This window comes from Streptomyces sp. NPDC026515 (assembly GCF_055567595.1).
On the sequence record NZ_JBVHQD010000019.1, the window covers coordinates 36,668 to 62,584 of the forward strand.

General features: G+C 71.2%; 26 protein-coding genes and 4 pseudogenes. 12 read left to right on the top strand and 18 right to left on the bottom strand.

Translation table 11 applies throughout. The annotated features are described in order from the left end of the window. Positions 1 to 100: 100 nt before the first annotated feature. Positions 101 to 769, top strand: coding sequence for a class I SAM-dependent methyltransferase (locus ACZ4O3_RS33055; RefSeq protein ID WP_467725737.1), 669 nt, complete (start codon positions 101 to 103; stop codon positions 767 to 769). Between the two features lie 69 nt (positions 770 to 838). Here ACZ4O3_RS33055 and ACZ4O3_RS33060 read toward each other — a convergent pair whose 3' ends face one another. Then, a complete protein-coding gene (locus ACZ4O3_RS33060) occupies positions 839 to 1,936 on the bottom strand; it encodes a ketopantoate reductase family protein (protein WP_467725739.1) in 1,098 nt (365 codons plus the stop codon). Positions 1,937 to 2,334: 398 nt separating this feature from the next. On the opposite strand from ACZ4O3_RS33060, the gene ACZ4O3_RS33065 reads away from it, so the two are divergent. After that, positions 2,335 to 2,838 carry a methylated-DNA--[protein]-cysteine S-methyltransferase gene (locus tag ACZ4O3_RS33065; protein WP_467725741.1) on the top strand — a complete coding sequence of 168 codons (504 nt, stop codon included), beginning with the start codon at positions 2,335 to 2,337 and terminating at the stop codon, positions 2,836 to 2,838. A 676-nt stretch (positions 2,839 to 3,514) separates the two neighbouring features. Here the strand turns inward: ACZ4O3_RS33065 and ACZ4O3_RS33070 are convergent. Further along, positions 3,515 to 4,546 carry a nitrilase-related carbon-nitrogen hydrolase gene (locus ACZ4O3_RS33070; RefSeq protein WP_467725743.1) on the bottom strand — a complete coding sequence of 344 codons (1,032 nt, stop codon included), beginning with the start codon at positions 4,544 to 4,546 and terminating at the stop codon, positions 3,515 to 3,517. 198 nt (positions 4,547 to 4,744) lie between these two features. Between ACZ4O3_RS33070 and ACZ4O3_RS33075 the strand changes: the two genes are divergently transcribed. The 5 genes from ACZ4O3_RS33075 to ACZ4O3_RS33095 all read left to right on the top strand — a co-directional run bounded on the left by ACZ4O3_RS33075 (position 4,745) and on the right by ACZ4O3_RS33095 (position 8,618). Further along, entirely contained in the window at positions 4,745 to 5,860 is a 1,116-nt protein-coding gene (locus tag ACZ4O3_RS33075; protein ID WP_467725745.1) for a GAF domain-containing protein, read from the top strand. A gap of 124 nt (positions 5,861 to 5,984) precedes the next feature. Continuing rightward, entirely contained in the window at positions 5,985 to 6,263 is a 279-nt protein-coding gene (locus ACZ4O3_RS33080; protein WP_467725747.1) for a hypothetical protein, read from the top strand. Between the two features lie 371 nt (positions 6,264 to 6,634). Further along, positions 6,635 to 7,153, top strand: coding sequence for an allene oxide cyclase barrel-like domain-containing protein (locus tag ACZ4O3_RS33085; RefSeq protein WP_467725749.1), 519 nt, complete (start codon positions 6,635 to 6,637; stop codon positions 7,151 to 7,153). 346 nt (positions 7,154 to 7,499) lie between these two features. After that, positions 7,500 to 7,976 (top strand): MarR family winged helix-turn-helix transcriptional regulator, encoded by a 477-nt coding sequence (locus tag ACZ4O3_RS33090; RefSeq protein WP_467725751.1) that lies wholly within the window; start codon positions 7,500 to 7,502, stop codon positions 7,974 to 7,976. Positions 7,977 to 8,054: 78 nt separating this feature from the next. Continuing rightward, positions 8,055 to 8,618: a GNAT family N-acetyltransferase gene (locus tag ACZ4O3_RS33095; RefSeq protein WP_467725753.1), complete on the top strand. Its 564-nt coding sequence runs from the start codon at positions 8,055 to 8,057 to the stop codon at positions 8,616 to 8,618. Here the strand turns inward: ACZ4O3_RS33095 and ACZ4O3_RS33100 are convergent. From ACZ4O3_RS33100 to ACZ4O3_RS33115, 4 genes and pseudogenes are all read right to left on the bottom strand, one after another. Next, positions 8,590 to 9,060, bottom strand: coding sequence for an SDR family oxidoreductase (locus ACZ4O3_RS33100; RefSeq protein ID WP_467725755.1), 471 nt, complete (start codon positions 9,058 to 9,060; stop codon positions 8,590 to 8,592). The two genes, ACZ4O3_RS33095 and ACZ4O3_RS33100, sit on opposite strands and share 29 nt — an antisense overlap. Positions 9,061 to 9,149: 89 nt before the next feature. Continuing rightward, positions 9,150 to 9,392, bottom strand: a pseudogene (locus ACZ4O3_RS33105) (SDR family NAD(P)-dependent oxidoreductase); the annotation flags it as partial. A gap of 34 nt (positions 9,393 to 9,426) precedes the next feature. Next, positions 9,427 to 10,287, bottom strand: a complete 861-nt coding sequence (locus ACZ4O3_RS33110) for a DUF427 domain-containing protein (protein WP_467725757.1) — start codon at positions 10,285 to 10,287, stop codon at positions 9,427 to 9,429. 46 nt (positions 10,288 to 10,333) lie between these two features. After that, positions 10,334 to 11,203: an alpha/beta fold hydrolase gene (locus tag ACZ4O3_RS33115; RefSeq protein ID WP_362726051.1), complete on the bottom strand. Its 870-nt coding sequence runs from the start codon at positions 11,201 to 11,203 to the stop codon at positions 10,334 to 10,336. A 199-nt stretch (positions 11,204 to 11,402) separates the two neighbouring features. On the opposite strand from ACZ4O3_RS33115, the gene ACZ4O3_RS33120 reads away from it, so the two are divergent. Further along, a complete protein-coding gene (locus ACZ4O3_RS33120) occupies positions 11,403 to 11,918 on the top strand; it encodes a CGNR zinc finger domain-containing protein (protein WP_467725759.1) in 516 nt (171 codons plus the stop codon). Positions 11,919 to 11,979: 61 nt separating this feature from the next. Here the strand turns inward: ACZ4O3_RS33120 and ACZ4O3_RS33125 are convergent, their stop codons facing one another. From ACZ4O3_RS33125 to ACZ4O3_RS33160, 8 genes and pseudogenes are all read right to left on the bottom strand, one after another. Continuing rightward, a complete protein-coding gene (locus ACZ4O3_RS33125) occupies positions 11,980 to 12,264 on the bottom strand; it encodes a GMC oxidoreductase (protein ID WP_467725761.1) in 285 nt (94 codons plus the stop codon). A 7-nt stretch (positions 12,265 to 12,271) separates the two neighbouring features. Next, a pseudogene (locus tag ACZ4O3_RS33130) lies at positions 12,272 to 12,643 on the bottom strand (nitronate monooxygenase); the annotation flags it as partial. Then, positions 12,564 to 13,442 carry a menaquinone biosynthetic enzyme MqnA/MqnD family protein gene (locus tag ACZ4O3_RS33135; protein ID WP_467725762.1) on the bottom strand — a complete coding sequence of 293 codons (879 nt, stop codon included), beginning with the start codon at positions 13,440 to 13,442 and terminating at the stop codon, positions 12,564 to 12,566. The gene ACZ4O3_RS33135 and the pseudogene ACZ4O3_RS33130, both read right to left, overlap by 80 nt. A gap of 48 nt (positions 13,443 to 13,490) precedes the next feature. Then, entirely contained in the window at positions 13,491 to 13,904 is a 414-nt protein-coding gene (locus ACZ4O3_RS33140; RefSeq protein ID WP_362724572.1) for a cytidine/deoxycytidylate deaminase family protein, read from the bottom strand. 116 nt (positions 13,905 to 14,020) lie between these two features. Further along, a pseudogene (locus tag ACZ4O3_RS33145) lies at positions 14,021 to 14,790 on the bottom strand (DUF4142 domain-containing protein). Between the two features lie 212 nt (positions 14,791 to 15,002). Continuing rightward, positions 15,003 to 15,410 (bottom strand): annotated as a pseudogene (locus ACZ4O3_RS33150) (glycosyltransferase); the annotation flags it as partial. Between the two features lie 302 nt (positions 15,411 to 15,712). After that, the gene (locus tag ACZ4O3_RS33155) at positions 15,713 to 18,010 is read right to left on the bottom strand and encodes a heavy metal translocating P-type ATPase (RefSeq protein WP_467725763.1); all 2,298 of its coding nucleotides are present in this window, start codon (positions 18,008 to 18,010) and stop codon (positions 15,713 to 15,715) included. Next, positions 18,007 to 18,270, bottom strand: a complete 264-nt coding sequence (locus ACZ4O3_RS33160) for a hypothetical protein (RefSeq protein ID WP_362716431.1) — start codon at positions 18,268 to 18,270, stop codon at positions 18,007 to 18,009. The genes ACZ4O3_RS33155 and ACZ4O3_RS33160 overlap by 4 nt, the downstream gene beginning before the upstream one ends. Before the next feature lie 326 nt (positions 18,271 to 18,596). Between ACZ4O3_RS33160 and ACZ4O3_RS33165 the strand changes: the two genes are divergently transcribed. Next, complete coding sequence (locus tag ACZ4O3_RS33165) at positions 18,597 to 18,812, top strand: heavy-metal-associated domain-containing protein (protein WP_362716434.1); 216 nt, start codon at positions 18,597 to 18,599, stop codon at positions 18,810 to 18,812. 106 nt (positions 18,813 to 18,918) lie between these two features. On the opposite strand, the gene ACZ4O3_RS33170 is transcribed toward ACZ4O3_RS33165, so the two are convergent. The 3 genes from ACZ4O3_RS33170 to ACZ4O3_RS33180 form a co-directional block, all read right to left on the bottom strand. Beyond that, positions 18,919 to 19,539, bottom strand: a complete 621-nt coding sequence (locus tag ACZ4O3_RS33170; protein WP_362716437.1) for a sigma-70 family RNA polymerase sigma factor — start codon at positions 19,537 to 19,539, stop codon at positions 18,919 to 18,921. Positions 19,540 to 19,713: 174 nt separating this feature from the next. Beyond that, complete coding sequence (locus ACZ4O3_RS33175) at positions 19,714 to 20,379, bottom strand: hypothetical protein (RefSeq protein WP_467725765.1); 666 nt, start codon at positions 20,377 to 20,379, stop codon at positions 19,714 to 19,716. Positions 20,380 to 20,532: 153 nt separating this feature from the next. Further along, positions 20,533 to 21,141 carry a CGNR zinc finger domain-containing protein gene (locus tag ACZ4O3_RS33180; RefSeq protein WP_362716443.1) on the bottom strand — a complete coding sequence of 203 codons (609 nt, stop codon included), beginning with the start codon at positions 21,139 to 21,141 and terminating at the stop codon, positions 20,533 to 20,535. Positions 21,142 to 21,589: 448 nt separating this feature from the next. On the opposite strand from ACZ4O3_RS33180, the gene ACZ4O3_RS33185 reads away from it, so the two are divergent. From ACZ4O3_RS33185 to ACZ4O3_RS33195, 3 genes are all read left to right on the top strand, one after another. Continuing rightward, entirely contained in the window at positions 21,590 to 21,853 is a 264-nt protein-coding gene (locus ACZ4O3_RS33185) for a hypothetical protein (RefSeq protein WP_467725767.1), read from the top strand. 67 nt (positions 21,854 to 21,920) lie between these two features. Further along, positions 21,921 to 23,105 carry a hypothetical protein gene (locus tag ACZ4O3_RS33190; protein ID WP_467725769.1) on the top strand — a complete coding sequence of 395 codons (1,185 nt, stop codon included), beginning with the start codon at positions 21,921 to 21,923 and terminating at the stop codon, positions 23,103 to 23,105. A gap of 222 nt (positions 23,106 to 23,327) precedes the next feature. Then, positions 23,328 to 23,567 carry a hypothetical protein gene (locus ACZ4O3_RS33195; protein ID WP_467725770.1) on the top strand — a complete coding sequence of 80 codons (240 nt, stop codon included), beginning with the start codon at positions 23,328 to 23,330 and terminating at the stop codon, positions 23,565 to 23,567. Between the two features lie 168 nt (positions 23,568 to 23,735). Here ACZ4O3_RS33195 and ACZ4O3_RS33200 read toward each other — a convergent pair whose 3' ends face one another. Next, on the bottom strand, positions 23,736 to 25,808 hold the full coding sequence (locus ACZ4O3_RS33200; protein WP_467725772.1) for a glycosyl hydrolase family 28-related protein: 2,073 nt from the start codon (positions 25,806 to 25,808) through the stop codon (positions 23,736 to 23,738). Between the last annotated feature and the right edge of the window lie 109 nt (positions 25,809 to 25,917).

Sequence of the window (25,917 nt, forward strand, 5' to 3'; positions counted from 1 at the left end):
ACGCGTGCCTTGGCCCTCACCTTCCAAGTCGCCGATGTCGGGCCCTGGTTCGGTGTCCCCCGGGTCGAGGTGTGCCGGCTCGTCGCCCTATGGTTGGCCGATGCGCTCACACCAAGTTGACCGGCCGGCCGATCTCGACGTTGTCCGTGAGTCCTACGACCGGGTGGCCGACAACTACGCCGAGATGGTGGCGACGACGGGAATGGGCGACATCCGTCGCGATCCCTGGCTGAAGGCATCGGTCGACGCCTTCGCCGACACCGTGAGCGGGCTCGGGCCCGTCCTCGACGTCGGCTGCGGGCCCGGAACGGTGACCGCCTACCTCGCCGAACGCGGACTCGACGTCTCCGGGGTCGATCTCTCGCCCGGCATGATCGAGAACGCCCGCCGTCTGTATCCGCACTGCCGCTTCAGCGTCGCCTCCGCCACCGAACTCAGCCTCGAAGAAGCCTCCCTCGGCGGCGTACTCGGGTGGTGGTCACTGTTCAACCTCCCGCGCGACGTCCTTCCTCAGGTCTTCGCCCTGTTCGCGCGGGCTCTGAAGCCGGGCGGCCACCTCATCACCGGAACGCACGTCGGCGACGAGGACGTGGTGCGCACGGAGGCCTACGGAGGTGTGTCCGTCCGCTGGACGACGCACAAATGGCGGCCGGAACGGTTCGTCGCCCTGATCGAGCAGGCCGGACTGCGCCCCGTCGCCGAACTGCGTCTCCCGGCAGGTGAGTTAAGCGGGCCGGGTCTGGTCGTCATGGCCCAGCGCCCCGCCTGAGGACCGGACGCCCGAGAGGGTTCGGATGCTGCGGCGGACACGGCATCTGGTCCGGGTGCACAGGTCACCTCATCCAGTCAGCCCGCTCGGGGAGCGGACAGCCGCCTCGGCCTCGTGCGCCAGTCGCACGAGTTCCGCCTCCGGCACCGCCCCGGCCGGCCGCCGCTCACGTGCGAACGTGGTGGCCAGTCGTTGCAGCAGCTCGTTGAGCGGGGTCGGGACGCCGTACAACCGCCCCAACAGGACGATCTCGCCGTTGAGGTAGTCGGCCTCGATCGTGCCCGTGCCACGGGTGAGGGACTGCCAGGAGGAGCCACCGCCCCCTCCTGCCGAACGCACCTTGTCGCCGCGCGCCTCCCGCTGTTCTCGCTCGCTCACGTGGGGGATCCCGGCGGTCCTGAGGACCGACTCGCCCTCCGCGCGCACCCGTTCGTACAGACGCCCGGCCTCCTCCCCGGCGATCGGCCAGCTCAAGGCGTTGATCGCGTTGGCGAGGTTGCCGAGCAGCTTGGCGTACTGCCAGCGCGCCACGTCGGCAACCGCCGGGGCCTCGAAGCGGGCGGTCTCCAGATCGGCGGCGATCCGGCGGACGGTGTCATCGACACCGCGGGGAAAGCGCCCGAGGTGCAGAATGCCGCTGAGCGGAGCGCCGGGCGCGGAGACCACCCCCGGTTCGACGAAGGTGGAGGGCAGCCAGACGCACACGCCGTACACACGGCGGAAGCGGCGCAGGGCGATCCGCTGACTCTCGACGCCGTTCTGCGCGCACACCACAGGCAGCCGCTCCGCAGCAGTGCCGCCGCCCGCCACCGGCGCGGCGCCCCAGGTGTCCAGTGCGGCCTCGCAGTCCTGCGTCTTGACCGTCAGCACGAGTACGTCGTCCGTTCGCAACACGCCCAGCGCGCCCGGGCCTTCGACGACAGGGAGTCGATGGACGCGTTCGCCGTCCGGAGCCCGCAGGCGCAGCCCCTCGGCCTTCATCACGGCGTGGTGCGCGCCCCGAGCGACGAGGACCACCTCATGCCCGGCCTCGGCCAGGCGCGCCCCGATGGTTCCGCCGATCGCCCCCGCTCCGACGATGATGTAGCGCGTGCCGCCGGATTCCGGCACGTCCGACGTGCCCAGGTCGCTGCGGGAGACCTCGGAGGCTCCGGGAGTGGTGTGCATCGTGATCGCTTTCTCGTATGACGGAGACGGTCGTCGCGGCTCGCGACTCGTGAGGGACGATGTCACCGATCCCGGCGGCGCCGAAGCACGTCCTCCTGAGTGCTCAGGTGTCCACCTGCTTCGTGTGTCGCACCCGGGAGCGCGTCTCCTGCGCACGTAGCGCTCTCCCGGGCCCCTCCCGGGCAGGCCGCCACTCGGGCGTGTGATACCGCGGTACCCGTGGCGGTGGCTGACGCGTTCGTCGCCGACCTGGCCGTGTCCGGGGTGGCACCACCGCTGGATGCGCCTGCCGATCAGCGTCGTACTCCCGCGTCGTCACGTCCGGATCCCGCCAGCACCGGTGCTCGCCGGACAGCAGAGTCGAAGGTGACACGAACGCTGACGAGATGGAGGCGACGATGACCACCTGCACGACGATCACCAGCCCGCTGGGCGACCTGCTCCTGACAGGTGAGGACACCGGCGACGGGCTCGCCCTGGCCTCGCTGTCCATGCCCGGCCAGAAGGACGTCCCGGCCGTCCAGCCCGGCTCGCGCCAGGACAAGGAGCCGTTCGCGGACATCATCCGTCAGGTGGAGGCGTACTTCGCGGGCGAACTCACCCGGTTCGACATCCCGTTCGCCCCCAACGGCACGGACTTCCAGCGGCGTGTCTGGCGCGCTCTGGAGGAGATCCCGTACGGCACCACGACGACATACGGCGCGCTCGCCGAGCGACTCCGCCTGGAGCGCGTACGAATCCAGGCACTCGGCGCGGCGATCGGCGCGAACCCGCTGCTGCTGGTGCGTCCCTGCCACCGTGTCATCGGTGCGGACGGCTCGATGCGCGGCTACGCGGCGGGCGTCGACCGCAAGGTACGCCTCCTCACCCACGAGGGCGCCCTGCAGCCGACCCTCCTCTGACACCGCTCCCCGCGAAGCCAGTTCGCGCCCCGGGAGACAACGGCGTCCGAGCAGCGGTTCCCCGGCCTCGAAAGCGTCCGCCAGGCCGTGAACTCCCTCACCCAGCGGGATGACACCTCCCGTTCGCCCGTCATCAGCGCGGCCGACCTCGCCGCCCACGCGGGCGACCTGCCCGTACCCCAGCCGCACACCGAGGCCGAACTCACCACAGTCGTCGGGCTGTTGACCGGGCCGAGGTCCTGGACAGAGACGGTGGCGATCGGACACGGCCGCGCCGCCTGCCGGAATGCGGCGCTCGCGTTCGCGGCCGCGTGGGCGGCTCGCGGCAGCCGGGTGCTCACCGTCGCGGACTGGCCGGAGACGGCCGCCTCGTGGCTGCGCCCGGCGACCCGGCTGACCGCCGAAACCCCCGACGCCTGGGTGATCGCCGGCCCGACACCCTGCACGGGCTGCGCGGTGCGAGCATCGACGGCGGCACAAGCAGTTCGACCAAGGCGAGCGCCGCCGCACGGTTCCGGGAACAGCTCGCCTGACGGGCGGCCCGCAGCGGAGTCCCCCTCCCCCGCCCACAGTTCGCACGGACGGTCCGACGAGACGCGAGTCCGTGCCCCGGGCGCGGGATCGCGTCTCGCCGGTCCGGGTGAAGTCCTGACCTCGCGCCGCCGGCGGCGCGAGGTCAGGACTTCACAGCGGCGTCTCCCGGCAGTCGCACGACACGGTGGTTCACCGGTGTGTCGGTCGACGGGTCGGTCTCGACACGGGGGGCCTGGGCCTGGGTCCGCGTGACGCGCTCGTGCAGCGGCGCGGTCGGCGTGCGGTCGATGTGCAGGCTGAGGAGCTCGGGGCGGGCGTAGTGGCCGATCGTGTCCGCCATGCGCTTGCGCCGGTCGATCATCGTGAAGTCGATGTCGGCGATCACCTCGCCCTCGCCGTGCGTGACGGGCTCTCCGACGATCCGGCCCTCCGGGTCGACGACGGCGGTGTAGAAGCCCTGGGAGAACAGCGCGACGGGAGCGCCGGTGTCCGCGGCGAGCCGGGCCTTCTGATCCTCGTCGAGCCAGGCGGTCGCGTTGACCACGAAGGACGCCGACTCCAGCGCGTGCTGTCTGATGGCGACCTCCATCTGCGGGGCGAAGTTCTCGCCGCCCAGACCGCCCGGGAACATCGCGGCGTGGATCTGCTCGCCGTCGGCGATCAGGGCGTAGCGGGCCAGCGGCTGGTAGTGCTCCCAGCAGGCGAGCTGGCCGATGCGGCCGACGGCGGTGTCCACGGCGCGCAGGCCGGAGGCGTCGCCCTGGCCCCAGATCATCTTCTCGTGGTAGGTCGGCGTGATCTTGCGGCGGCGCTGGACGAGCGCGCCGTCGGCGTCGAACAGGAGCTGGGTGTTGTAGATGGTGCCGCCGTCGCGCTCGTTGACGCCGATCGAGACGACCATGCTGTTCTGGCGGGCTGCCTCACCTATCGCGTCGGTGTCGGCGGAGGGCACGGTGACCGACTCGTCGAGCAGCAGAAGCTGGTCCTCGTGGATGGTGTACGGCGCCTTCACGAAGCCGAAGTACGGGTAGTACGGGATCACGGTCTCCGGGAAGACCGCGAACTCCACCCCTCGCTCCCCCAGTTCGTGGATCTTGTTGACGACGCGCCCGACGGTGCCTGCGCGGCTGTAGAGCACGGGGCTGATCTGGACTGCGGCAACTTTTACGGTCATGTCTAGATTCCTTGGGTGGGTACGGGGGGCGAGTGGCTTCCTCCTCGAAGCAACAATACGAGCATATGCTCATATATGGCGGAGCGGCAAGGCTTCCCGTCGGGTGCCGAGGTGACGGCGGTCTCGTGGATCCCGCGTTCCACCGATGAGAGCCAGGCCGTGAATCCTTCTGCACTCCCCCGGAAGGAGCTGCTTTCCGTGGCGCCCAGCAGCGAAGCCGGTGGACACCGCGGCGCAGACGGGTCGGAGCGGAATCAGTGCCCGGATGCCGCCGTGGCCCTGCGCGGCACTCTCCTCCGGGCGATCCGGCGGCTGCACGCCGTGACGGCGGCGGTCCGTCTGGCGGACGAGGATGCCGCCGCCCTCGACATCGCGACGACCGGGGGCAGCCCCCGTCCCGGTTCACCCTTCCCGGACGCGTGGCCCTGGACTCGCCGTACGTCTCCGCACGAGCAGTGGTCCCGGGGAAACCGGCCGGTGGCGACCGATCCCGATCCGGCCGGTACCCGTCGGCGGCATGTGGCGCCGTACCCGTACGCGGCCCTGTCCGTCCCGCTCTCCGCCGCGGGCCGGCGCTTCGGCGCCCTGACCGTGCTCAGACCGGAGACCTACGGCACTTACCGACCGGCGGAGCACACGGAACTCCAGCGCATCGGGGAGGAACTGGCCCGCGTCCTCGCCCGGCTCGCCGAGTCCGAGGGCGCACTCACGGCCGGGGCCACACCGACGCCGGTGTCCTTCGGCTCCCACGCCGACACCACCGCCCGCACGCCGGGACGGGGGCCGGTCGTCGCCGGCTCCGCGGGCACCAGCCTGATGCACCCGGTGCGGCGGCTCGCCGGTCTGCTGAACCAGGCCATGGCCGAGGACGACATCCTCGCGGCGGCCCGCCACTGCGTCACGACCCCCTTCCGGGCCCGGGCCGTGGTGCAGGCCTCGGCCGACGAGGGCCGTCTGTGGGTCCTGGGCCACAGCGGTGCCTCCGCCGATCCGGTCCGCGATCTCCACGGGACCGGGCCGGACGCGCGGACACCCGCGGCCGAGACCTTCCTCGGACGCCCGCTGTTCTGCCCCGGCGGGCGGCAGGCGGTCGGCGGCGCTGCGGGACGAGGAGAACACGGAGGCCGAGCACGGCCGGGGACTGCTCATCGTCGAGGCCCTGTCCGGATCATGGAACAGCTCCCCCAACGGCCGCGGCAAGACGGTCTCCGTGGAGGTGCCCGTCGGTCCGCCGACGGAGTGACCGTCGCCTCCTCCACGGATCTCCCATCGACGACCAGCGCCCACCCGCGTAGCGAAGAGCCGGGTCAGTGACACCGGTCGGCGCCTCCGCGGACAAGAGCATCCGAATCGCCACACTTGACCGTTCCGAAAATACGAGCATATGCTCCTTTCATTCTCGCCCGCGGCCGGATCTCAAGAAAGCGAGCCGCTTCCCATGACCTTCAAGAACACGGTGTTCGCCGCCGCGGTCACGGTGGCCCTGGCCGGCGGCGTCACCGGCACGGGAACGCTCTCCGCGAGCGCGGTGACAGCACGGTGCGGCTCCCACCGCATCGGCACCTCCAGCAAGAAGCTCGGTACCTCGCGCGACCCGCGATTCGCGGAGACCGTGCACAGGACCATGGCCCGGACCGGCCGGCCGACGGTCCTGCACCGCGCCGGCGGCGCCGACCCGGCGGAGGCCATCCGCCCGCGCCCCGGCAGGACCGTATGAATCGTCGACACCGCCGACTCGGCCGCCACCGCGACCAACGGCCACTTCCCCCTGGTCAACCGTCCCACCAGGGATTTCGCCCACCCGTTCGCGATGACCTGCGCGAGCCACCGCCACCTCGGCCGCACCCGCGCGCATCGGCACCCGCACGCACAGACCGAGGCGCGCGGACTGATGGGCGATCCGAACCGCGTACCCGACAGCCGGCTCCCGGGCACGAACCTCGGTGTCGTGAAGCAGCCCCCGCGCCCAGGCCCGGAACGGACCGGCAGCGGGCGCGTTCGCCGCCGACCGCGACAGCCCCGCCCGCCTCCCCGCCGACCGCCGCCAGGCGGCGGCACCCGTCCGACAATCCCGTAAGGAAGCGCACCATGCGCAAGATCAGTCTCCGTCCCCTCATCCCGGCCGCCGCGGCCGCGGCCGTCCTCGTCAGCACCCCGCCGGCGTCGGCCGCCGCCGAAGACACGCACCAGGCACACCGAGCACACCATGCGCACCAGATACACCAGGCGCACCAGAGCGCCGGCACCTTCCAGCTGGTCGCCAGACAGACGCAGTCCCAGTCGGCAGACGCAGGGAAGAAGGGGCACAGCCTCGGCGACCAGATCGTCATCGCCGAAGACCTCTACCGGAACGAAAAGAAGATCGGCGACCACGCCGTCGTGTGCACCTACGTACACATCGGCCCGGACACCCTCCAGTGCCTCGGCACCTTCTCCCTGCCCCAGGGACAGATCAGCGGACAGGCTCTGCTCCACTTGCCGTCCCGCTCCGCCGTCGACGTCGCCGTCACCGGCGGCTCGGGCGCCTACAGCGGCACCGGAGGCTACGTCCACACCGCACCCGCGGGCACCACGGAGCGCCACCTCACCTTCCACCTCAGCGACTGACCACCCGCCGGCGGCGCGACACCACGGCCTGCGCCGCGCCGCCGGGCGCAGACGCGGACGCGTTCCGGCACGCCCTGGAACGCCTGCACCGGGCGCACTACATCAACGACGGCTCCTACCGGCGCCGGCACGACGCCGGCGAGCCGCTGCTCACCGGACGTACCGTCCTGCGCTGCCCGACCTGCACGGCGTCGGTAGCGGATTCGAAGCTTCGCCAGGACAACTCGGCGTACGAGATGAACCCGACACCCGGGAATACCGCTTAGCAGCCCAAGCCGTTCACAGGGGACTCCACGGGTCAGGGCCGGCCCGGACTTTGCGGTGCGCGCATATGCTCTTATGATGGGTGTACAGCACTCGGGAGGAGATCATGGGCATGTCACCGGTGGATCCCTCCGACGCCTGCAACAACCTGGCTCTGCGCAAGGCCGCCCGGTATCTGAGCGCGACCTACGACAAGGCTCTGGCATCGGTCGGTCTTCGCGCGACACAGCTCAGCATCCTGCAGAAACTCAGCGCGCACGGGGAGATGACGATCTCCCACCTCGCCGACGTGATCGCCATGGACCGTACGACGATGGCCTCGAACCTCAAGCCGCTGGCGCGGGAGGGCCTGCTGACCGTCGAACCGTCGGCGACCGACCGTCGCGCGCGGATCGTGACGATCACACCGGACGGTGTCTCCCGGCTGAAGCAGGCCCTGCCGCTGTGGCAGGAGGTGCAGGCCCAGTTCGAGGAGCGCTTCGGGCCCGGGGAGGCGGCCCAGCTGCGCGGCTTCCTCCAAGCCGTCCTTCAGACCGGCTTCACGCCCTGGGCCGAGTGAGACGCGCCACCCGCCGTCCTCCGCCCGCACCGAACAAAGCCGTTGAACCGGCCGCGACGGCTAGGCATGATCCACTCTGTGGACACTTACCTGGAGACCGAGCGCCTGACCCTGCGCCGCTTCACCGCCGAGGACGCGGACCTGCTGATCGAGTTGGACAGCGACGCCGCGGTGATGCGCTATCTGACCGGGGGCAGTCCGACCGCCCCGGAGATCGTCCGCGAACGCCACCTGCCCAACATCATCGCCGGCTACCGGAAGTGGGGCGGCGGTCTTGGGCTGTTCGCCGCGCACGAGAAGCAGAGCGGCGCGTTCATCGGCTGGTTCTGCCTGCGCCCCGAGCCGCAGGGACCGCCGGACGAGGCCGAACTCGGCTACCGCCTGAGGCAGGCGGCCTGGGGCAAGGGGTACGCCACCGAAGGCTCGCGGGCTCTGCTGGTCAAGGCGTTCACGGATCTCGACGTGCGCGTGGTCTGGGGCGAGACGATGGTGGTGAACCGGGGTTCGCGCAACGTCATGGAGAAGCTCGCCATGACGCTCGCGGAGACCATTCCCACTCCCCCCGACATGGAGATGGTCGAGGGATCCGAGCACGGTGGCGTGCGGTACGAGATCACCAAGGAGCAGTGGGAGCAGCAGTAGCCGGTCGCGGGGCGGCAGGGCGTGGTGCCGCCCGGCCTGCGGGTCGTGTGCCCGTGGCCACCCTGAGGGGCTGGCCGCCGTCGACGGCCAGGCAGGTGCCGGTCAGGAAGGTGTTCGTCAGGGCGAAGAGGACGGCGTGGGCCACGTCCTCGGGGGTGCCGATGCGGCCCGTGGGGTTGCCCGCGGAGAGCCTGGCGAACAGTTCGGCCTTCTTCCGCTCGCCCAGCGGATCCCATGCACCGGTGTCGATGGTGCCGGGCGAGACCGCGTTGACCCGGATCGGTGCCAGTTCCACGGCCAGGGACCGTACGACGGTGTTGACGGCACCGTTGGTCGCGGCGACACCGAGAAAGCCCGGGTCGGGTTCGAGCGCGGCCACACCGGAGAGCAGGACGAAGGAGCCGCCTGCCGGCATGAGGGGCGCGAAGTGCTTGGCGAGCATGATCGGCCGACGACCTTGGTGCGGAACGACAGCAGGATCGCCTCGGGAGCGAGGTCAAAGACCAGTCCGCGGGCCCGGGCGGAGGCGGTCGAGACCACATGGTCCACGGCGCCCACCTGCGCCGCCAGGGCCTTGATCGATCCCTCGTCGGTCAGGTCGACGGTGGCGACCGCGACCCCGGTGTCCCCGTAACTCCCCCGCAGTGCCGCACGGTCGCGGCCGGCCGCGATCACCCGGGCGCCCTCCGCCGTCGCCGCGTCGCTCACCGCTCGGGCGATTCCGCTGCCGCGGCCCACCACCAGAACGGTCTTGTCCTTCAGGTTCGTGGACACGAGAACTCCTCGTTCGTCCGTTGCCGGTGTGCTGTCAGCGGGTTCTGACCTCGTCGGCGTCCAGGCCGCGGTCGGCGCCGTGCGCGACGACGCTCTGCCCGGGTTCGGGTCGCAGCCGTTCGCCGTCCAGGCGGACCTCGACCTTGTCCGCCTCGAAGGACACCAGGTCGCCGATCCGGTCCACCTCGCGGTAGGCGTCGCGGTACGTCCAGGCGGCGCGGTGGGCGTCGCCGATGTCGTAGTAGTCGCACAGGCCCTTGTAGGGGCAGAAGGTCTGGCCTTCGACGGGCCGGAGCATGGTCTCGTCGACGTCCGCGCGGGGAACGTACCAGCGCGGGGCGAACCCGGACTCGTAGAGCACGACGGGGTGTTCGGAGCGGGCGACCAGGGTGCCGCCGGCACGGACCTCCAGCGTGCGCGAGGTCGCGCGGATGTCGATGCGGTGGTAGGCGTCGGCGGCGTGCCCGAGGATGCGTTCGCCCTCCTCGTAGAACGCGTCCATGGCGCGCCAGGCGAACGCGATACGACCGTCGAGCTCGGCGGCGTGCTCGGGCAGTGCGGTGAATTCCCAGGCGGCGCGCTCGGTGGTGCGGTCGCCGGCGCTCACCGAGTACCAGGCGGTGTCGCCCAGGTCCTGGTGGCGGGTGACCTTCCCGCCGTCGACCAGGGCCGTCTCCTCGACGTCCTCGCGGGGGAAGTAGGCGACCGGGTAACGGCCGGGCTCGTGCAGCAGGACGACGTCCTCGCTGTCGGCGATCCAGGTGCCGTTGAACTTCACGCGCATACGGCGGCGCAGCCGCTCGGCGAACAGCAGGCGCTCGGGCAGTGGTTCGGGAGTGAGGAAGTGTCCGATCGCGCCGGTGGAGAGGGGGCCTTGTTGCCAGGACAGTCCCATGAAGCTTTCCTTCCGGGTGCCGGGGTGGGGGTGCTGGGCGGAGCCGTCAGGCGAGGACCCGGCCCAGGAAGTCACGGATGTGCCCGGTGATGGTCTCCAGCTTGCTCTCCAGGGCGAAGTGCCCGGAGTCGAGGAGGTGGATCTCGGCGTCGGGCAGATCCTGGCTGAACGCCCGGGCGCCGTCGGGGCCGAAGATCTCGTCGTTCGCTCCCCACACCGCCAGCAGTGGCACCCGCGAGTCGCTGAAGTACCGGTGGACCCGCGGATAGAGCGCCACGTTGGTGGGATAGTCACGGAAGAGGCTGAGCTGGATCTCGTCGTTGCCGGGGCGGTCCAGGAGCGCCTGGTCGTGGACCCAGTTGTCCGGGCTGACCAGGGTGGGGTCGGCGACTCCGTTCAGGTACTGCCAGCGGGTGCTCTCCAGGGTGAGGGCGCCGCGCATGACGGCTTCGGTCTCGGGGCCCGGGGAGTCGGTGTAGGCGAAGACGCCGTCCCAGAACGGCTTGACGAAGCCCTCCTCGTAGGCGTTGCCGTTCTGCGTGATGATCGCCGTGATCCGGTCCGGGTTGCGCAGGGCAAGGCGCCAGCCGATGGGGGCGCCGTAGTCCTGCACGTACATCGCGAACCGGTCGACCCCGAGCTGCGCGAGGAGGCCGGCGGTGACGTCGGTGAGGGCGTCGAAGGTGTAAGGGAAGGCGTCGAGGCCCGGCATGGCGGACTGACCGAACCCGATGTGGTCGGGGGCGATCACGCGGTAGCGGTCGGCGAGCGCCGGGATCAGGTTGCGGAACATGTGCGAGCTGGTCGGGAAGCCGTGCAGGAGGACCACGGCGGGCGCCGTGGGGTCGCCGGCCTCCCGGTAGAAGACGTCGAGGCCGTTGACGGTGACGGTGCGGTGATGGACTACGGGAACCATAGATCTAACCCTTCGGGCGGCCATTACTGGTTATGCATCCAGTCGAGCACAGGCGATCTAACCAGTCAAGTGAAGTTATAGGGTTAGGTCGACCGGCAGGGGCGGAAGCCGATATCCAGGCCTCATGCCGACGCGCAGCCGTCAGCCCGCCTTGATGTAACCTGTCAAGTCAATCGATGCGGTTAGGAGGCGGGCTGCCATGGTGACCGGCCGGGAGCAGCAGGACGCGCTGCTGGAGCTCCTCAACAGCACACCCGTGGTCAACGGCGCCGTCCAGGACCTGCTGGCCGACCTGGAGGCCGCCAGGGCCTGGCAGCTCGCCCACGGGGGTACGGGCAGTCCGGAAGAGCACGGTCACCTGGTCCAGGCACGCGATCTCCTGCGGGACGTCGTCAGCGGCGACCGGCCCGCCGCCTCGCTGGCTCCGCTGCTCAAGGACGTCACCTCGCGCCCGCGGCTGTCGGCGGCGGGGGTGGCGTGGGAGGTGGACGCACCCGTGGAACGCGGCTTGGCGGTGGCCGCGGTCCTGGCCTGGAGCACACTGCAGGAGACCATGCCGGGCCGGCTGCGCGCGTGCGGCAACCCGGAGTGCCGCCTGTTCCTCATCGACCGCAGCAAGACCAACAGGGCCCGCTGGTGCTCGATGGCCGTCTGCGGCAACCGGATGAAGGCACGGCGCCACTACCAGCGCACCCGCGAGGCCGCCGCCGGGTGACACCCGGCTCCGTCAGGCTGTCGTCGCCGACCGCGCACGAGGCCGCCGGGCGACGCCGGGTTCAGCGGCAGGGCCGCTCCCTGATCAGCTCGGCCTCCCTTTCGGCGATCATGATCGTGGGTGCGTTGGTGTTTCCGCTGGTGACGGTCGGCATGACCGACGCGCCGACGACACGGAGCCGCTCGACTCCGTAGACCTCCTGATCCCGCCCACTTGTCGGTGAACCGGTCGCGGCCGACCCGTTCACCGATGGCCGCCGGCCAGGACAGGCCCGGCACGATGCCGTGGGCCCACGTCCACACCGTGTCGCCGCCATCGCTCTCGGCGACCAGGCGCTTGTGGGCATCGTGCACCTCGAACGCTTCGGGCGTGGCGAGGAACGCCGTGCCCAGCCGCGCGCCGTCCGCCCCGGCCTGGAGGACGGCCGCGAGAGTCCGGCCGTCGCCGGCGCCCCCTGCGGCCCGCACCGGAACATCGGGGTGCGGCCCACGATCCCGGCCAGGAACGGCAGCAGGCCCATCGTGCCGGTATGGCCACCCGTCTCGGCGCCCTGCGCCACGAGGACGTCCGGCCGCTCTTCCGAGCGACCTCCAAATGCGGTTCGGTGAAGGGAAGGAACGGCGTGATGAAGACGACGCCGAACTGCTACGGCCGGAGAACCTCGATCTCCAACCCGGGGTCGAACCCCGCGTCCGAAGCGACCCTCCGGGCGAACTCGCGGACACCCGCAAGCTGGCGTTCGCCGAAGGAGAAGTCGAGGGCCTCGGTGTAGTAGTGGCGCAACGCCTGCTCGTCGAAGGCCTCCCACCGGGCGGCCTGCTCGCACACCTTGTCGACTTCGGCCATCGAGAGGTCCCGGGACTCCACGAAAGCCCGGTGCACTTCACGCACGATGCGAGGGTTCCGCGCCAGGTAGTCCCTGCGGACGGCCCAGGCCGCGAAGACGAACGGCAGACCGGTCCACGCCTTCCACATCTCGCCCAGGTCGTACACCAACAGTCCCAGTTCCTCGGCCTGGTGAAGGTACGCGCGCAGCGCGACGTCACCGATGACCACCGCGGCGTCCGCGTCCTGCATCATCACCGGCAGGTCCGGCGGGCACGTGAAGTACTCCGGGCGGACCCCTTCCCGCTCCTCCAGCAGAAGCCGGGCCAGACGTACCGACGAGCGCGAGGTGGAGCCCAGCGCGACCCGGCACCCGTCCAGCTCACCCAGCGGGACCTTGCTGACGATCAGGCAGGAGGTCACCGCCCCGTCGCTGCCCACCGCGATGTCCGGGAGCAGCACCAGGTCCTCTGCGTGCCTGAGGTACTCCATGCAGGCGATCGGACCGATGTCCAGGGTCCCGTCGACCAGCAGACCGCTCAGCCGGTCCGGAGTGTCCTTGGTCAACTCCAGGTCGAGCAAACTGCCGGTGCGGGCCAGGCCCCAGTAGATCGGCAGACAGTTGAGGAACTGAATGTGCCCGACCCGCGGCCGCTTCCCCGGCTCGTGCGGGACACGAGCTACGTGAGAGATCTCCACGCCGACAGGCTAGTACGTCGTACTCCGCCTCCTGCCCCCGCGTACGGTCTACCCGGCGTCGGGCTGGTGGGCGCCCCAGACGTAGCTTTCGGGCAGCAAGTCGGTGATGCGGACGGTTCGGACCCGGTCTCCTGTGCCGACGATGACCCCGATGTCGGGGAAGTAGTCGAGAAGAGCCTGGCGGCACCTGCCGCATGGAGGGACGACGCCCCGGTCACGGTCGCCCACGGCGACGACCGTGACCAGCTCGTAGGCGCCCTGGGCGGCCGCCGCGCCGATGACGACCAGTTCCGCGCACGGTCCCCCGGTGAAGTGGTACGCGTTCATCGCTGTGACGATCCGCCCGTCCCGGGCCCGGGCCGCGGCCGCCATGGTGTGGTTGTCGCCCCGGCAGCGCGTGCGCGCGAGGTGCGCCGCGGCCTCGATGAGTTCGTGGTCGACAGGGTGGGTCAGCGTGGTCATCTTCTCCGCCTTCGTCAGGTGTCAGGCGACGTTGACCCGACCGGCGACGGTGTGCAAGCGAATATCGGCGGTCTGGAAACGCCTCATGAGAGACCGCTCATGAGGCTGTCCCAGGCTCAGCCGGTCGTCGGACCGGGGCCGGGAGCCGCACCACCCGCGGCCTCACCTCCGGCGACCGCGCCGATGTCCACCGGAGCGGAGGTGGCGCTCGGCGGCGGGGTGAGTACCACCATCGGCTGCCCGAAGGACGGAGGAGGCGGAGTCAGGTCGGACGCAGGCAGCGTAGGCGGACTGGTCTGCTTCAAGAGGATCTCCTCGAAGTTGACCAGGCCCGTCCTCTCCATGACCGTGATGTGATCAAGCATGGTGTCGTCGGACCGGTCCGCCGGAGCACGCACGAGCGTGTTCTTGGGGTGGAGCGGATCTTCGCCACCGTGTTGACAATCGATCCGTGTGTCATCCGCAGGATGTTGGCGAGATCCGTGTCGACCTGCTCGCCGTTGTCGGCCGTCAGCGTGAACACGAATCCCTGCTGCTGGGGGCTCGCGACACCGGGCAGGGAGATGTTCAGCGTGGGTGCGGTCCTGCGGCAGGTGGTGTCCAGTGCGAAGTGTCCGTCGACCAGGTGCTGACTCGCGGTGCCAACGGCCTTCGAAGTGCCCTTCTGCAGACCGATCTGGCCGACCGGGTACTCCCACAGTCCAGCAGCCCGGCCCTTCACGACGAAGTCCCGGTCCGTCTCGGCCCGCGGACCCCACGGCGTCCGGGCGACGACGGTGTCGTGCGAGGCGGAGGCCGCGCCGGCGCCCAACCTGCCCGGATACACGAACGCCGCGAGCACGAGACTCACGGCCCGCCGATCACGAAAGCTCCCGCCACATGCCACATGCCACGTGCGCGGGACGCACGTGGCTCGACAGCCTTGGTGACGGTTCGAGCGACGCGCACCGGGAAACGGACGGGGTGCGTGCGCAGTACGAGCCTCTGCGGGAGCTGTTCAGCGAGCGTATCGACCGACACCCCGGTGATCTGCGGAGCCGTCGCGGCCCCGCCGTCCTCCCGGCAGAACCCTCCCGCCGCCTCCGCGGGCCGTATCGCTCACGCGTGCCTCGGTGGCCTCGCCCGCCCGGCCAGGTCGAGCAGTCGGCGCGCGGCCACGGCCGCTCCGTCGGTGACGACCGCGGCGGCCACCGCCTTCGCCCGCGCCCGGACCCCGGGTTCCAGGGCCGTGCCGAGCGCGGCCGACAGGGACTCGACGGTCGGGGCAGGGCCGTCGTGTGCCGCGCCGACGCCCAGTTCGGCCACCCGGCCGGCCCAGTACGCCTGGTCCCCGGCCTGGGCCACCACCACCTGGGGTGCTCCGGCTCCGGCGGCCGTGGTCGTGGTGCCCGCCCCGCCGTGATGCACGACGGCGGCGACCCTGGTGAACAGCGCCTGCTGATTGGCCTCGCCCACGACGAAACAGTCGTCCTGGTCGTCGATCGCCTCCAGGCCGGCCCGGCCGCGGTCATACGGTGCCGGGCAAGCGCTGTGCCGCCGGGGACGTCGCCCGAGGTCACGCGTATCAGGCTGGCGGCCGAGCCGCCCTCGTTACCGATGCGGAAGAACGCGGCCGTCTGCGCCGCCCCGGCGGACGGCAACAGGACGCGTCCGTCCGTGACTGTCATGCGTGCGGGACTGCCCGCCCTGCCGGTTCCGGTCCAGGCGGTCAGGCCCGCCAGTGCCACGATGCACGCGGCGACGGGAACAAGGACGGCGAGCGCCGTCCCTCAGCCGCCGTCGGTCACCGAGCACCGTCTTCGTCCACTTCACAGAACCGCCGCCTTCCCTGACCGTGTTCCGCGCCCTCGGCCGCCGTCCGGCGCCGGCTGCCAGCCGCGCAGCCGCAGGCTGTTGGCCACCACCAGAACGGAACTCACCGACATCGCGGCGGCGGCGAGCATGGGGGTGAGCAGTCCCACCATGGCGAGGGGCACGGTGACGACGTTGTACCCGAAGGCCCACAGCAGATTGGCGCGGATGGTGCCGAGCGTGCGCCGGGCCAGCCGTACGGCGTCCACGAGCGCCTCGATGTCGCCGCGCACCAGGGTCAGGTCGGCCGCCCCTATGGCCACGTCCGTGCCGCTGCCCATGGCGATGCCCAGGTCGGCGCCGGCGAGCGCGGCCGCGTCGTTCACACCGTCGCCGACGGCCGCGACCCGGCGGCCCTCCTCCTGCAGCCGTCGGACCAGGCCGGCCTTGTCCTCCGGGGAGCAGCGGGCGTGCACCTCGTCGATCCCGAGTGCCTGCGCCACCGCCCGCGCGGGAGCCTCGCGGTCCCCGGTGGCGAGCACCGGGCGCATGCCCAGTCGTCGCAGCCGCTCCACGGCACGGTAACTGCCGGGCCGTACGAGGTCGCCGACGGCGAGCAGCGCCGCGGCCCGGCCGTCCACCCGGACCACCACGGACGTGTACGCCTCCTCCTCCGCCACGGCCAGAGCCTCGGCCAGCGCAGGCGGCAACTCCCCTTCTGGTGCGGCGACTTCGACCGCACGACCGAGCACGCGCCCGGTGACACCCCAGCCCGCGGCAGCGGTGAAGCCGACCACGTCCGGCAGTGGCTCCTCGTTCGCCGAGCGGCGCGCGTACGCCGTCACCGCCCGTCCGATCGGATGCTCGGAGCCCTGCTCCACCGCTCCGGCCAGGCGGACCAGTTCCTCCGGTGCCGGGCCGCCGGGCACGGTGGCCACCCGGACGACGGTCATGTGACCGGAGGTCAGGGTGCCGGTCTTGTCCAGGACGACCGTGTCCACGTGCTGGAGCGCCTCCAGTGTCCGCGGACCGCTCACCAGCACGCCCAGTTGCGCCCCGCGTCCGGTGGCGGCCATCAGGGCGGTCGGGGTGGCCAGGCCCAGCGCACAGGGGCACGCCACGACGAGGACGGCCACGCAGGCGGTGAGCGCCGCCTGCGGGTCGGCACCGGCACCGAGCCAGAACCCGAGGACGGTCACCGCGATCGTCAGCACCACCGGTACGAACACTCCGGCCACCGCGTCGGCCAGTCGCTGCGCCCGTGCCTTGCCCGCCTGCGCCTCCGTGACCAGCCGGGTGATCCGGGCGAGCTGGGTGTCCGCGCCGACGGCCGTCGCCCGTACGAGAATCAGCCCGCCGGCGTTGACGGCCCCGCCGACCAGCGCCGAGCCCGGGCTCACCTCGACCGGTTCGCTCTCTCCGGTGACCAGGGACAGATCCACGGCGGAACTGCCCTCCGTGACCCGGCCGTCGGTGGCGACGCGCTCGCCCGGACGCACGACGAAGACCTGCCCGGCCCTCAACTGCCCGATGGGCACGTGCCGCTCGCCGTGCTCGTCGCGGACGGAGACCTCCTTGGCCGCCAGGTCCCCCAGCGACCGCAGGGCCGCCCCGGTCCCCCGGCGCGCCCGCGCCTCCAGGTACCGCCCGGTCAGCACGAACAGCGGCACGCTCACCGCCGCTTCCAGGTAGACGTGCGCCGTACCGTCCGACGCGGACGGCAGCGGGCTGAACGGCATCCGCATCCCCGCCTCTCCCGCTCCTCCGAGGAACAGCGCGTACGCCGACCAGGAGAAGGACGCCACCACACCCAGCGAGACCAGGGTGTCCATGGTCGCGGCGGAGTGGCGCAGTCCGCGCAGTGCCCGCTCGTGCAAGGGCCAGGCGCTCCACGCCGCCACCGGGGCGGCCAGCGCGAAGCACAGCCACTGCCAGTTGCGGAACTGAAGGTCGGGCACCATCGACAGCACCAGCACGGGGACGGCGAGCAGCGCGGTGACGAGAAGCCGCTCGCGCTCCTGCCGGTCGGCGGCCTCGGGAACGTCCGCGTCCGCCGACCTCTCGCCCTCCTGGACGGGCGGCGCGGGCAGGGCGGCCTGGTAGCCCGCCTGTTCGACCGCGGTGACGAGTTCCTGCGGCGCGACGCCCTGGGGGTGGCTGACCCGGGCCACGCCGGTGGCGAGGTTCACGGTGGCCGTGACGCCGTCCAGCCTGGCGAGCTTCTTCTCCACCCGCCGCACACAGGCCGCGCAGGTCATCCCGCCGACGGTGAGGTCCGTGACCACGAGGCCGGTCAGCGCTTCGCCCGCCGTCACCGGCCGCTCCCGTCCGTCATCCCGTGCATGTCCTCCATACCGCCGCCCTGACTCCCGCCACCACCGTCGCCGCCGCTGCCTCCTCCGCCGCTCCCGGTCCCGTGCATGCCGGGCGCCACCGGTCCTGCGGCCGATCCGGCGGCGTAGGACGCCGAGAACACGAGGACGAGGAGCAGCAGGAAGCCGCACAGCGCCGGGGGCGGCAGCAGCCTGCGGGCGGTCACTCCGGCAGGGTGGGACGGTTGTCGGATCTCGGCCATGCTCGACCCTCCTGGTCACATCGAACCGTCGTACGCGAAACGGCAGCTGATGCCGTGACGCTTCAGTAGTCGGCGGGACGAAACATCGAGTTCCCGCATCAAAACGTGACGTACGACACACATCGGGCCGGGTGAAGGAACAGCCCGCAGCCGGCCCGGCGCCGTGGAGGCGTCCTGCCCTCGTGCTCCGTTCCGGCACCGGCACAGCCGCTCCGGAACTTCCGGCTCCGCCCAACCGACTGTTGTGGTGACGGAAAGGGACTGAACGTCTGACCCCATACGTCCGTGGACCATCCAAACCCCCATTGGCATCGAGGAGTTGCGCCATGGCACAGAAGCAGTACAACGTCACCGGCATGAGCTGTGAGCACTGCGCGTCAAGCATCAGAAAAGGGGTCTCCGAGGTCGCGGGAGTGAGCGAGGTCGTGGTCGACGTCGCCGCCAGGTCCGTCACCGTGCACGGAACGGACCTCGACGACAGCCGGATCCGCGCAGCGATCGTCGAGGCCGGATACGGCATCGCCGGCACGGTCGCCGCCTGAGTTACGCGCCACTCGCGCCGGGAAGGCCGGACAGGGCCCGCCAGCCGCTCCTGTCCGGCCTTCTCCGCAGACCGCACGCGTGCGTGCGTCAGCGTCGCGCCTGCCCTCAGCCCGCGAGAGCGGCGGGCTCGTCCGTCGCCTCAGCCTGTTCCAGCAGGCCGATGAGGGTTGCGCGGGCACGGGCCACCCGGGAGCGGACCGTGCCGATCGCGCAGTCACTGACGCCGGCCACCTCCTCGTAGTGCAGGCCGAGCAGTTGGGTGAGGACGAACGCCTCACGGCGTTCGTCGGGCAGTGCGGCCAGCAGGTCCAGCAGCGCGATGCCGTCGTCGAAGCCCGGCAGGTCGCGGGGCTGTGCCAGCTCGACGGCCAGCTGCCAGTCCGGCACGTCGCTCCGGCGCGGGCGGGCGGCGGCGTACCGGTAGCTGTCGATGACCGCGCGGCGGGCGATGGACAGCAGCCAGGAGCGGGCCGAGGAGCGCCCCTCGAACAGGTGCAGGCTGCCGAGCGCCCGCAGAAACGTGTCCTGTGCCAGGTCGTCCACGGCCTGGGGATCGCCGCACAACTGGGCGACGTAACACCGGACGTCCCGCTGCAGGGCGCCCACGAACCGCTCGACCGCGTCGGCGTCACCGCGTCGGGCGGCCAGCGCCCACGCGGTGATCGATTCGTCGAGCGCCGCCGTCTTGCCGTTCCTGGTACGCGCGGGCAGGGCAGAGGTGATCACCTGGTGTCCTTCTCGGTCGACCGTGATCCGGACCAGGGCGCACGAGAGCCCAGCGAGGTCCGGTGAAGTGGGGGAACGGCCTACCGCACGGCGGCGACACTGCGCCGGTGTGCGGTCGTACGGCCGTGGCCCGAGGCACACGCCATGAGGGGTGCCCCGGGAAGCCGGCTGTCCTCAGACGACAGCAAACGTCAGCGGTGGGCCCCGAGAAGTGATCGCGTGGACGAGGAGGAACAGGCAGGGCGCCCGGTCCGCATGGCGTCCGCCCGGGCACGCGGGCGGGTGATGAGTGGCCGCGGGCAGGGCGAGCAGCAGACGAAGCGGCGCCGTCAGCCATCCGGCGGCGGCGCGCGTGATGCGGTAGACGGCCTGCTCGCCGTACGCCAGCCACAGTCCGCACAGCAGTGCCGCCGCCAGGTGGGCCACCAGCATGCCGGGCGAGGGCGAGGCCCCGGCCAGGGAGCGGCCCACCTGGTCAAGGTGATCCATGTGGGCCATACCCATGGAGCCGCCGCGCATCAGGCCCATGCTCATGGAATGCGCGTCACCCATGTTCATGGAATCCGCGGGGACGAACGCCCCGGCCGCCGGTCGCGCGAAGGAAAATCCCTCGTGCAGCAGCGCCTGGGCGGCGACCACGGCCGCGACGATCGCCGGCATCCCCCGCTCACGCCCCGTCAGGCACCAGCCCACGGCGCCGGTCGCGAGGACCCCGGCCGCCAGCGCCCACGCGGGCGCCTCGCCGCCGGACATCATCACGTGGCCCAGGGCGGCAAGCAGCACGCACACGACCGCGAACACCGCGGCCCGCAACGCGCGAGAACGCCACCCTGCTGTCATGGCGCCACATCCTGGCACCCGGAATCCGGACGGCGGGGCTGCCGCACGGAACCCACAGGCGTTCCCACCCGATCCCCAGCATGTGATCTGAATCACGTGAGCTGCCTGGAACTCGAGCACTCTCGGGCCCGACTCCTGGAGGAGAGCCAACCGTCAGGCCTGGTCGGCGCCGGCCCGCTTGCGGGCACGATAGTTGCGCAGGTTGGCCGCGTTTCCGCAGACATGGACGTCGTGCCAGACGCCGCTGTTGTTGCGGGAGCGGTCGTAGAAGGCGGTCAGGCAGCGGGGGTTGCGGCAGGTCTTCAGGCGGCGCAGGGTGTCGGTGCACTGCGCCTGGAGGATCTCGATGAGGGCGAGTGACGCGGCCTGGCGCCATCCCGTACCGCGAGGCTCGGCACGGACGATTCCGTGCTCGTCGAGCCGCAAGGCGGTGGGCAGGGTCAGCAGCGAGGCCACCGGGGCGGGCTCCGGAGCGGTGTCACCTTCGTGCTGGGCGTGGAGGCTCCGGGCCAGGTCCTCACGGAAGCCCTGGAGCCCCCGCACGTCCTCGGCGGTCAGTTCGACGGTGGGTGCGGGCCGGCGGGTCGCCGCGCTCCAGCTCCGCAGCGCCTGGTCGAGCCAGGCCCGGGCGTCGTCGGCGGTCTGCAGGAGGTCGGGTTCGCGCGGCTTGCCTGCCGACAGCGTGTTGAGCAGGTCCTGCACGAAGGCCAGCCCGCCCGGGGCGGGCGCCAGGCCGTATCGGGCTGTCGCGGTCCAGGACATCGCGGGTCTCTTTCGGTGACTGCGGTCACGCCGACATAGCCATGACCTATTCAGTTATTACACGTTCCAGTGTAGCGCTCAGCCCTTGACGGACCCGGCCGGGCCCACAGTGCTCCCCGGCCGGCCAGGCCGGCCGGGGAGCCATGCGACTTCCGCGAGCTCCACTCGAAGGTAACTGAAGCAAACAACAGACACAAAGAATGCATGCACATGTCGCACTCTACGCACCACAGGCGCCCTCCTTCGAGCCCGGATCCCAAGGGAGTCCGCCGTTGAACGGCACCTTCGCGATCAGGACCGTGGCGAGCATCGCATCGATGCGACATATCTGAAAGGAATACGATTCTGTCGCACGAACATTTGCACCTTGAGGACAGGTGCTCAGCACCGTCGTGCGAGCCACTCCTGGTAGTCGTGGACCGCGCCTCAACCCGACGGAGGTCCGAAGATGATCATTGACGCCGCTGAACTCGACGCCACACCCTGCCCGGTGGGATCCACCGGGTCGCCGAGCGTCCGGGCCGTCGGTGGCGTCTCCGCGGCGGACGAGGCGATGTCCGACACCGCCATGCCGTTGTTCACGACCGACGACGTCACCAGGAGGCTCGCCTGCGCCGTCAAGGCCCTCAAGGCGAAGCAGCCTCGACGCGCCGTCGACTTCGGGGCCGCTGACCGGCCCGGACACCCCAGGCCCCGTTCAGCGACGTCCTGACCTGGCCGAGCGCCGACCACATCGTCCTGTCCCCCTCACTCTCACTGCCGCCGTTCCGTCACCAGTCATGGAGAAACCCGGAGTGCATCCCCAGCCCCGCCCCCCGCGGCACAAGCGCCGCTATCCCGTCCGCCTCTGGCTCCAGCCGTTCCTGATCGGCTTGGTCATCGTCTCGGCGTTCGTCACCTGCTACATCGGGCTCACACGCGATCCCCAGCCCCACCGGATCCCCGTGGCGGTGACGGGTCAGAAGCTGGCGGACAAGGTCCAGCAGGCCCTGGGCGACTCGATCGACGTGCGGCGCGGCGACACCCCCGCCGAGGCACGCGACGCACTGCGTCACCGCGATGTCGTGGCCGTGCTCGGCGCCGGTGCCCATGCCAAGGACCTCAAGCTCGACGTCGCGAGCGCCAACGGCCTCTCGACGACCTCCGCGGTCACCAATCTGGCCACAGCCTACGCACACGGCGCCGACCGGCACCTCAGCGTCTCCGACGTCGTGCCGCTCGAACGGTACGACGCCCGCGGCCTGGCCGGCTTCTACGTCTCCTTCGGAGTGACCCTCTCCGGCTTCGCCCTCGCCCAGAACGTCGTGGGCCTCAGCAACCTGCTCCACCTGCGGCACCGCTTCACCCTGATGACCGCTTTCGCCGCGGCGTCGGGCCTCGTCGCGGCGGCCATCGCCGGCCCCGTCCTCGGAGCCGTCCCGGCCCCGTTCCTCCCTCTCGCCTTCGTCCTGGCGCTGCTGGCCGCGGCCGCGGCCTTCACCACGAAGATGCTGGCCACCTACATAGGCCCGCTCGGCATCCCCGTCGCCACCCTGTTGCTCCTGACCGTCGGCAACTCCACCAGCGGCGCGACCATCGGCATCAACCTCATGCCCGGCGGAGCCCGGATCCTGTCGGAGCTGCTGCCGCCGGGCGCGGCCGTCCGCGCCGTCGCCGACCTCAGCTACTTCCAGGGCTCGCACGTCCTCGCCCCGCTGGCGACACTCGTCCTGTGGGCCGCGGGTTCCGCGGTTCTGCTGACCTTCCGCGCCACCGGACAGGGCCCGGCGCCCGCCGCCCCGGCCCCGGCCCCGGCCCAGACGGCAGACGACCTGCCCGCAGGGCGCCGGTCCGCAACCGGCGACACACCCACGGCCCACCGGGCCGGCGCGGACGCGGACGCGGACCGCTTCGCACCGGTCGGTCCGTACCCGGTGACCGACACCGCGCCCCTGCGTGCGACCGCCGTCACTTCACGGGCATGAGACCAAGAGGCACGCACGCTCCATGACAGCCGAGCTCCGCTTTCAGGTGCATGTGGCCGATCCGACTCCCGAACACAGCACGCCTGGTACCAGGGACCAGCCCGACGACGCGGGGGCGGCGGTCCTCCGGCGGACGCGCACCTGCCTCAGCACCTTCCAGCGCCTGCACGAGGAGGGAGGCCGTACCATCGGCCGCTCCGCCCCCGGGCAGGGGAGAAAGAGGTGGTCGGTGGCCATGGCCAAGGGGGGCGGCGGCCCAAGGCGGATCCGGACAGCGGCGTCGAGGACGCGATGATCCGGGTCGACGCGGAGCGGATGCGTGACGGTCAGCCGGCCTGGACGTTCCGGGCCTCCGGCGGGCTCCTGGACGGCGGGTTGAGGGCCGACGGGGCCTCGGTCGCCGAATGCACGAGCAGGGCGTCGGCCGGATTGCGAGAGGCCGGACTGGTCGTCCCCTTCTGAAGACGCGGCAGCGGGTGGCGGGGCGCCGGTTCCTCGAACAGAGCCTCCGTCCGGGTCCTGACCGGGTCGGGTTCCGGCGCGCGTCGCCGCCCGGAACGACGTGGCGTGCCGCCGGGACCCGCCGGCACGCCGCGTCATCGATGGTGTGCGGACCTCACCCGTGGTGCCTCACCAGGGCGCCGGGGCCGCCGGCGGGATCACCGGGGGCCGGTCGTCGCAGGTGATCGTGTTCGGCAGTTCCCAGGACGCCAGCCAGGGACCGGTCGTGCCGCCACCGTCGTTGCCGCCGAGGTCGTTCACCGTGAACTCGGAACCGGAGGCGGGGAAGTTGAAGGATCCGCAGTTGTTGACGCCGACCGCGCCGACGTTACGGGCGTCCACGTTCTCGAAGGACGCCGAGCCGGCGGAGCGGGCGCTGAGCACGGAGGTACCGGTGCCGTCCACGCGGATGTCCTTGAAACGGACGCCTCGGATCGCGTACTCGTCCTTGACCGGGAAGTCGGAGACCAGCATGACCGCGTTGTAGGTGTTGTCGAGGAAGTGGTCGCCGGTGACCTGGATGTCGGCGTCGATGTCCCGCTCCAGGGCGTAGAACCAGATGGCTCCGAGGCCGATCTTCCAGTTGAGCTCGAACGGCCCTGACCTGACTGTCGTGTTGTCCGTGATCCTCAGTTGTCCGCCGAAGGGCTCGGCGCCGAACCGGGAGCCGACCTGGATGGCGCTGCCCTCTCTGATGGGGTCGGCTATGAGGTTGCCGGTGACCGTGTTGTCGGTGCCGCCGTACAGGGCTATGCCGTTGGCGAGGACCGGGGTCTGCACGGTGTTGTGGGAGAGGACGTTGCGCGCGTCGCCCGTCTTCTCCGACCACATGGCCAGACCGTCGTCGCCGGTGTTGCGCACGAAGGTGTCGGAGACACTCGAATCGGTAACCCCGGTATGGAAGTTGAGGCCGTCGGCGATCTGGTCGGCGATCACGGTGCGGGTGACACGCAGCCGGGTCATCGGGCCGTCGAACCACATGCCGACCTTGGTGTGGTGGAGGTACAGGCCGTCGATCGTCGAGTCGCCGAGGGCCCCGCCCAGGGCGTTGACCTGGTCGGTGTCGATGCGTTCGCGTACGTCGCCCTCGACGGCGAAGCCGGACAGGTGGACGTCGTGGCTGCCGCCGTCCGCGGCGTCCTTGCCGTAGAAGCCCACACCGGTGTGCACCGAGCCGTCGGGGGCGGGCGTGTCGAGGGTGACCTGGTGGCCCTTGACGATCGTGTACCAGCTGCCTGCCCCGACGATCGTCACGTCGTCCACGGTGATGTGACGGTTCACCTGGTACGTGCCCGGCGGCAGGTACACCTTGAGGTGGTGTCTCCCGGCGTAGGCGATGGCCCGGTCGAAGGCGCCGCCCGCGTCCCGCCGGCCGGTGGGATCGGCGCCGAACACGACGACGTTCACGGCGTGTTTCTCGACGTGCGGCGCGCCGACGAGTTGCGTGTCGAGCAGGTCGATCACGGTCCAGGCCGCGGTGCTGTTCCTGGGCGCGGTGAGACGGACGGTGTCACCGGCCGCGTACCGCTTGCCGAGCAGCAGTCTCTGTTCGTCGTAGAAGTGGCTCGGCCGGAACGGCTTGCCGATGGCGGGCGTCGGACTGGTGGCGGCGGGAACGCAGCCGCATTCGGTGATCCACCAGTCGGGGTGCAGCAGGTCGCCCTGGGGGTCGTTGCTGAACGGGTACTGGTTGTAGAGCCAGGAGTACTGCGAGGTGAGGGTCATCGTGGTGCGGCGGCCCCCGCCCACGGAGACGTCGAGGGGCGCGGTGATGCCGCCGCCTCGCGGCGCGTCGGGGATGCTGTACCGCACGGTGAGGGCGTTGGCCGCGTGTGGCAGGGTGAACTCGACGTACTGGCCGGGCTTCAGGCGCACCGCGGTGCGGCCGGATGCCTCTGAGGGCAGTGTGTACGCGGTGCGGTCGGGGCCGATGACGGTGCCGTCGGTGGCGGCGTTCTCCGCCTCCTGTTCGTCGAAATCCACCGCGGCGCCCCGCCCCGCGACGAGGGCGGGGTCGAGCCCGGCGCGGGTCACCACCGGGGTGCCCGCCCGGACACCGTGCGCCGTCGCGGCCGGGGCCGGAGAGCCGAGCCCGAGGACGAGTCCGGCGACGGCCGTGGTCAGCGCGACGAGGGTCCGCGCCGGTCTTCGCGTACGGTTCCCGAGCCGCACGGCAGACAGGTGGTGGGTGTACCGCGCCATCGGATTCTCGTTTCTCTGGGAGCGGAGGTCACCGAGGGCAGCTCGGCGCACGGCGGGACGGCGGGAACGGGCCGTGCCGCTGCGTACCGGGACATTAGGGTGCGCCAGG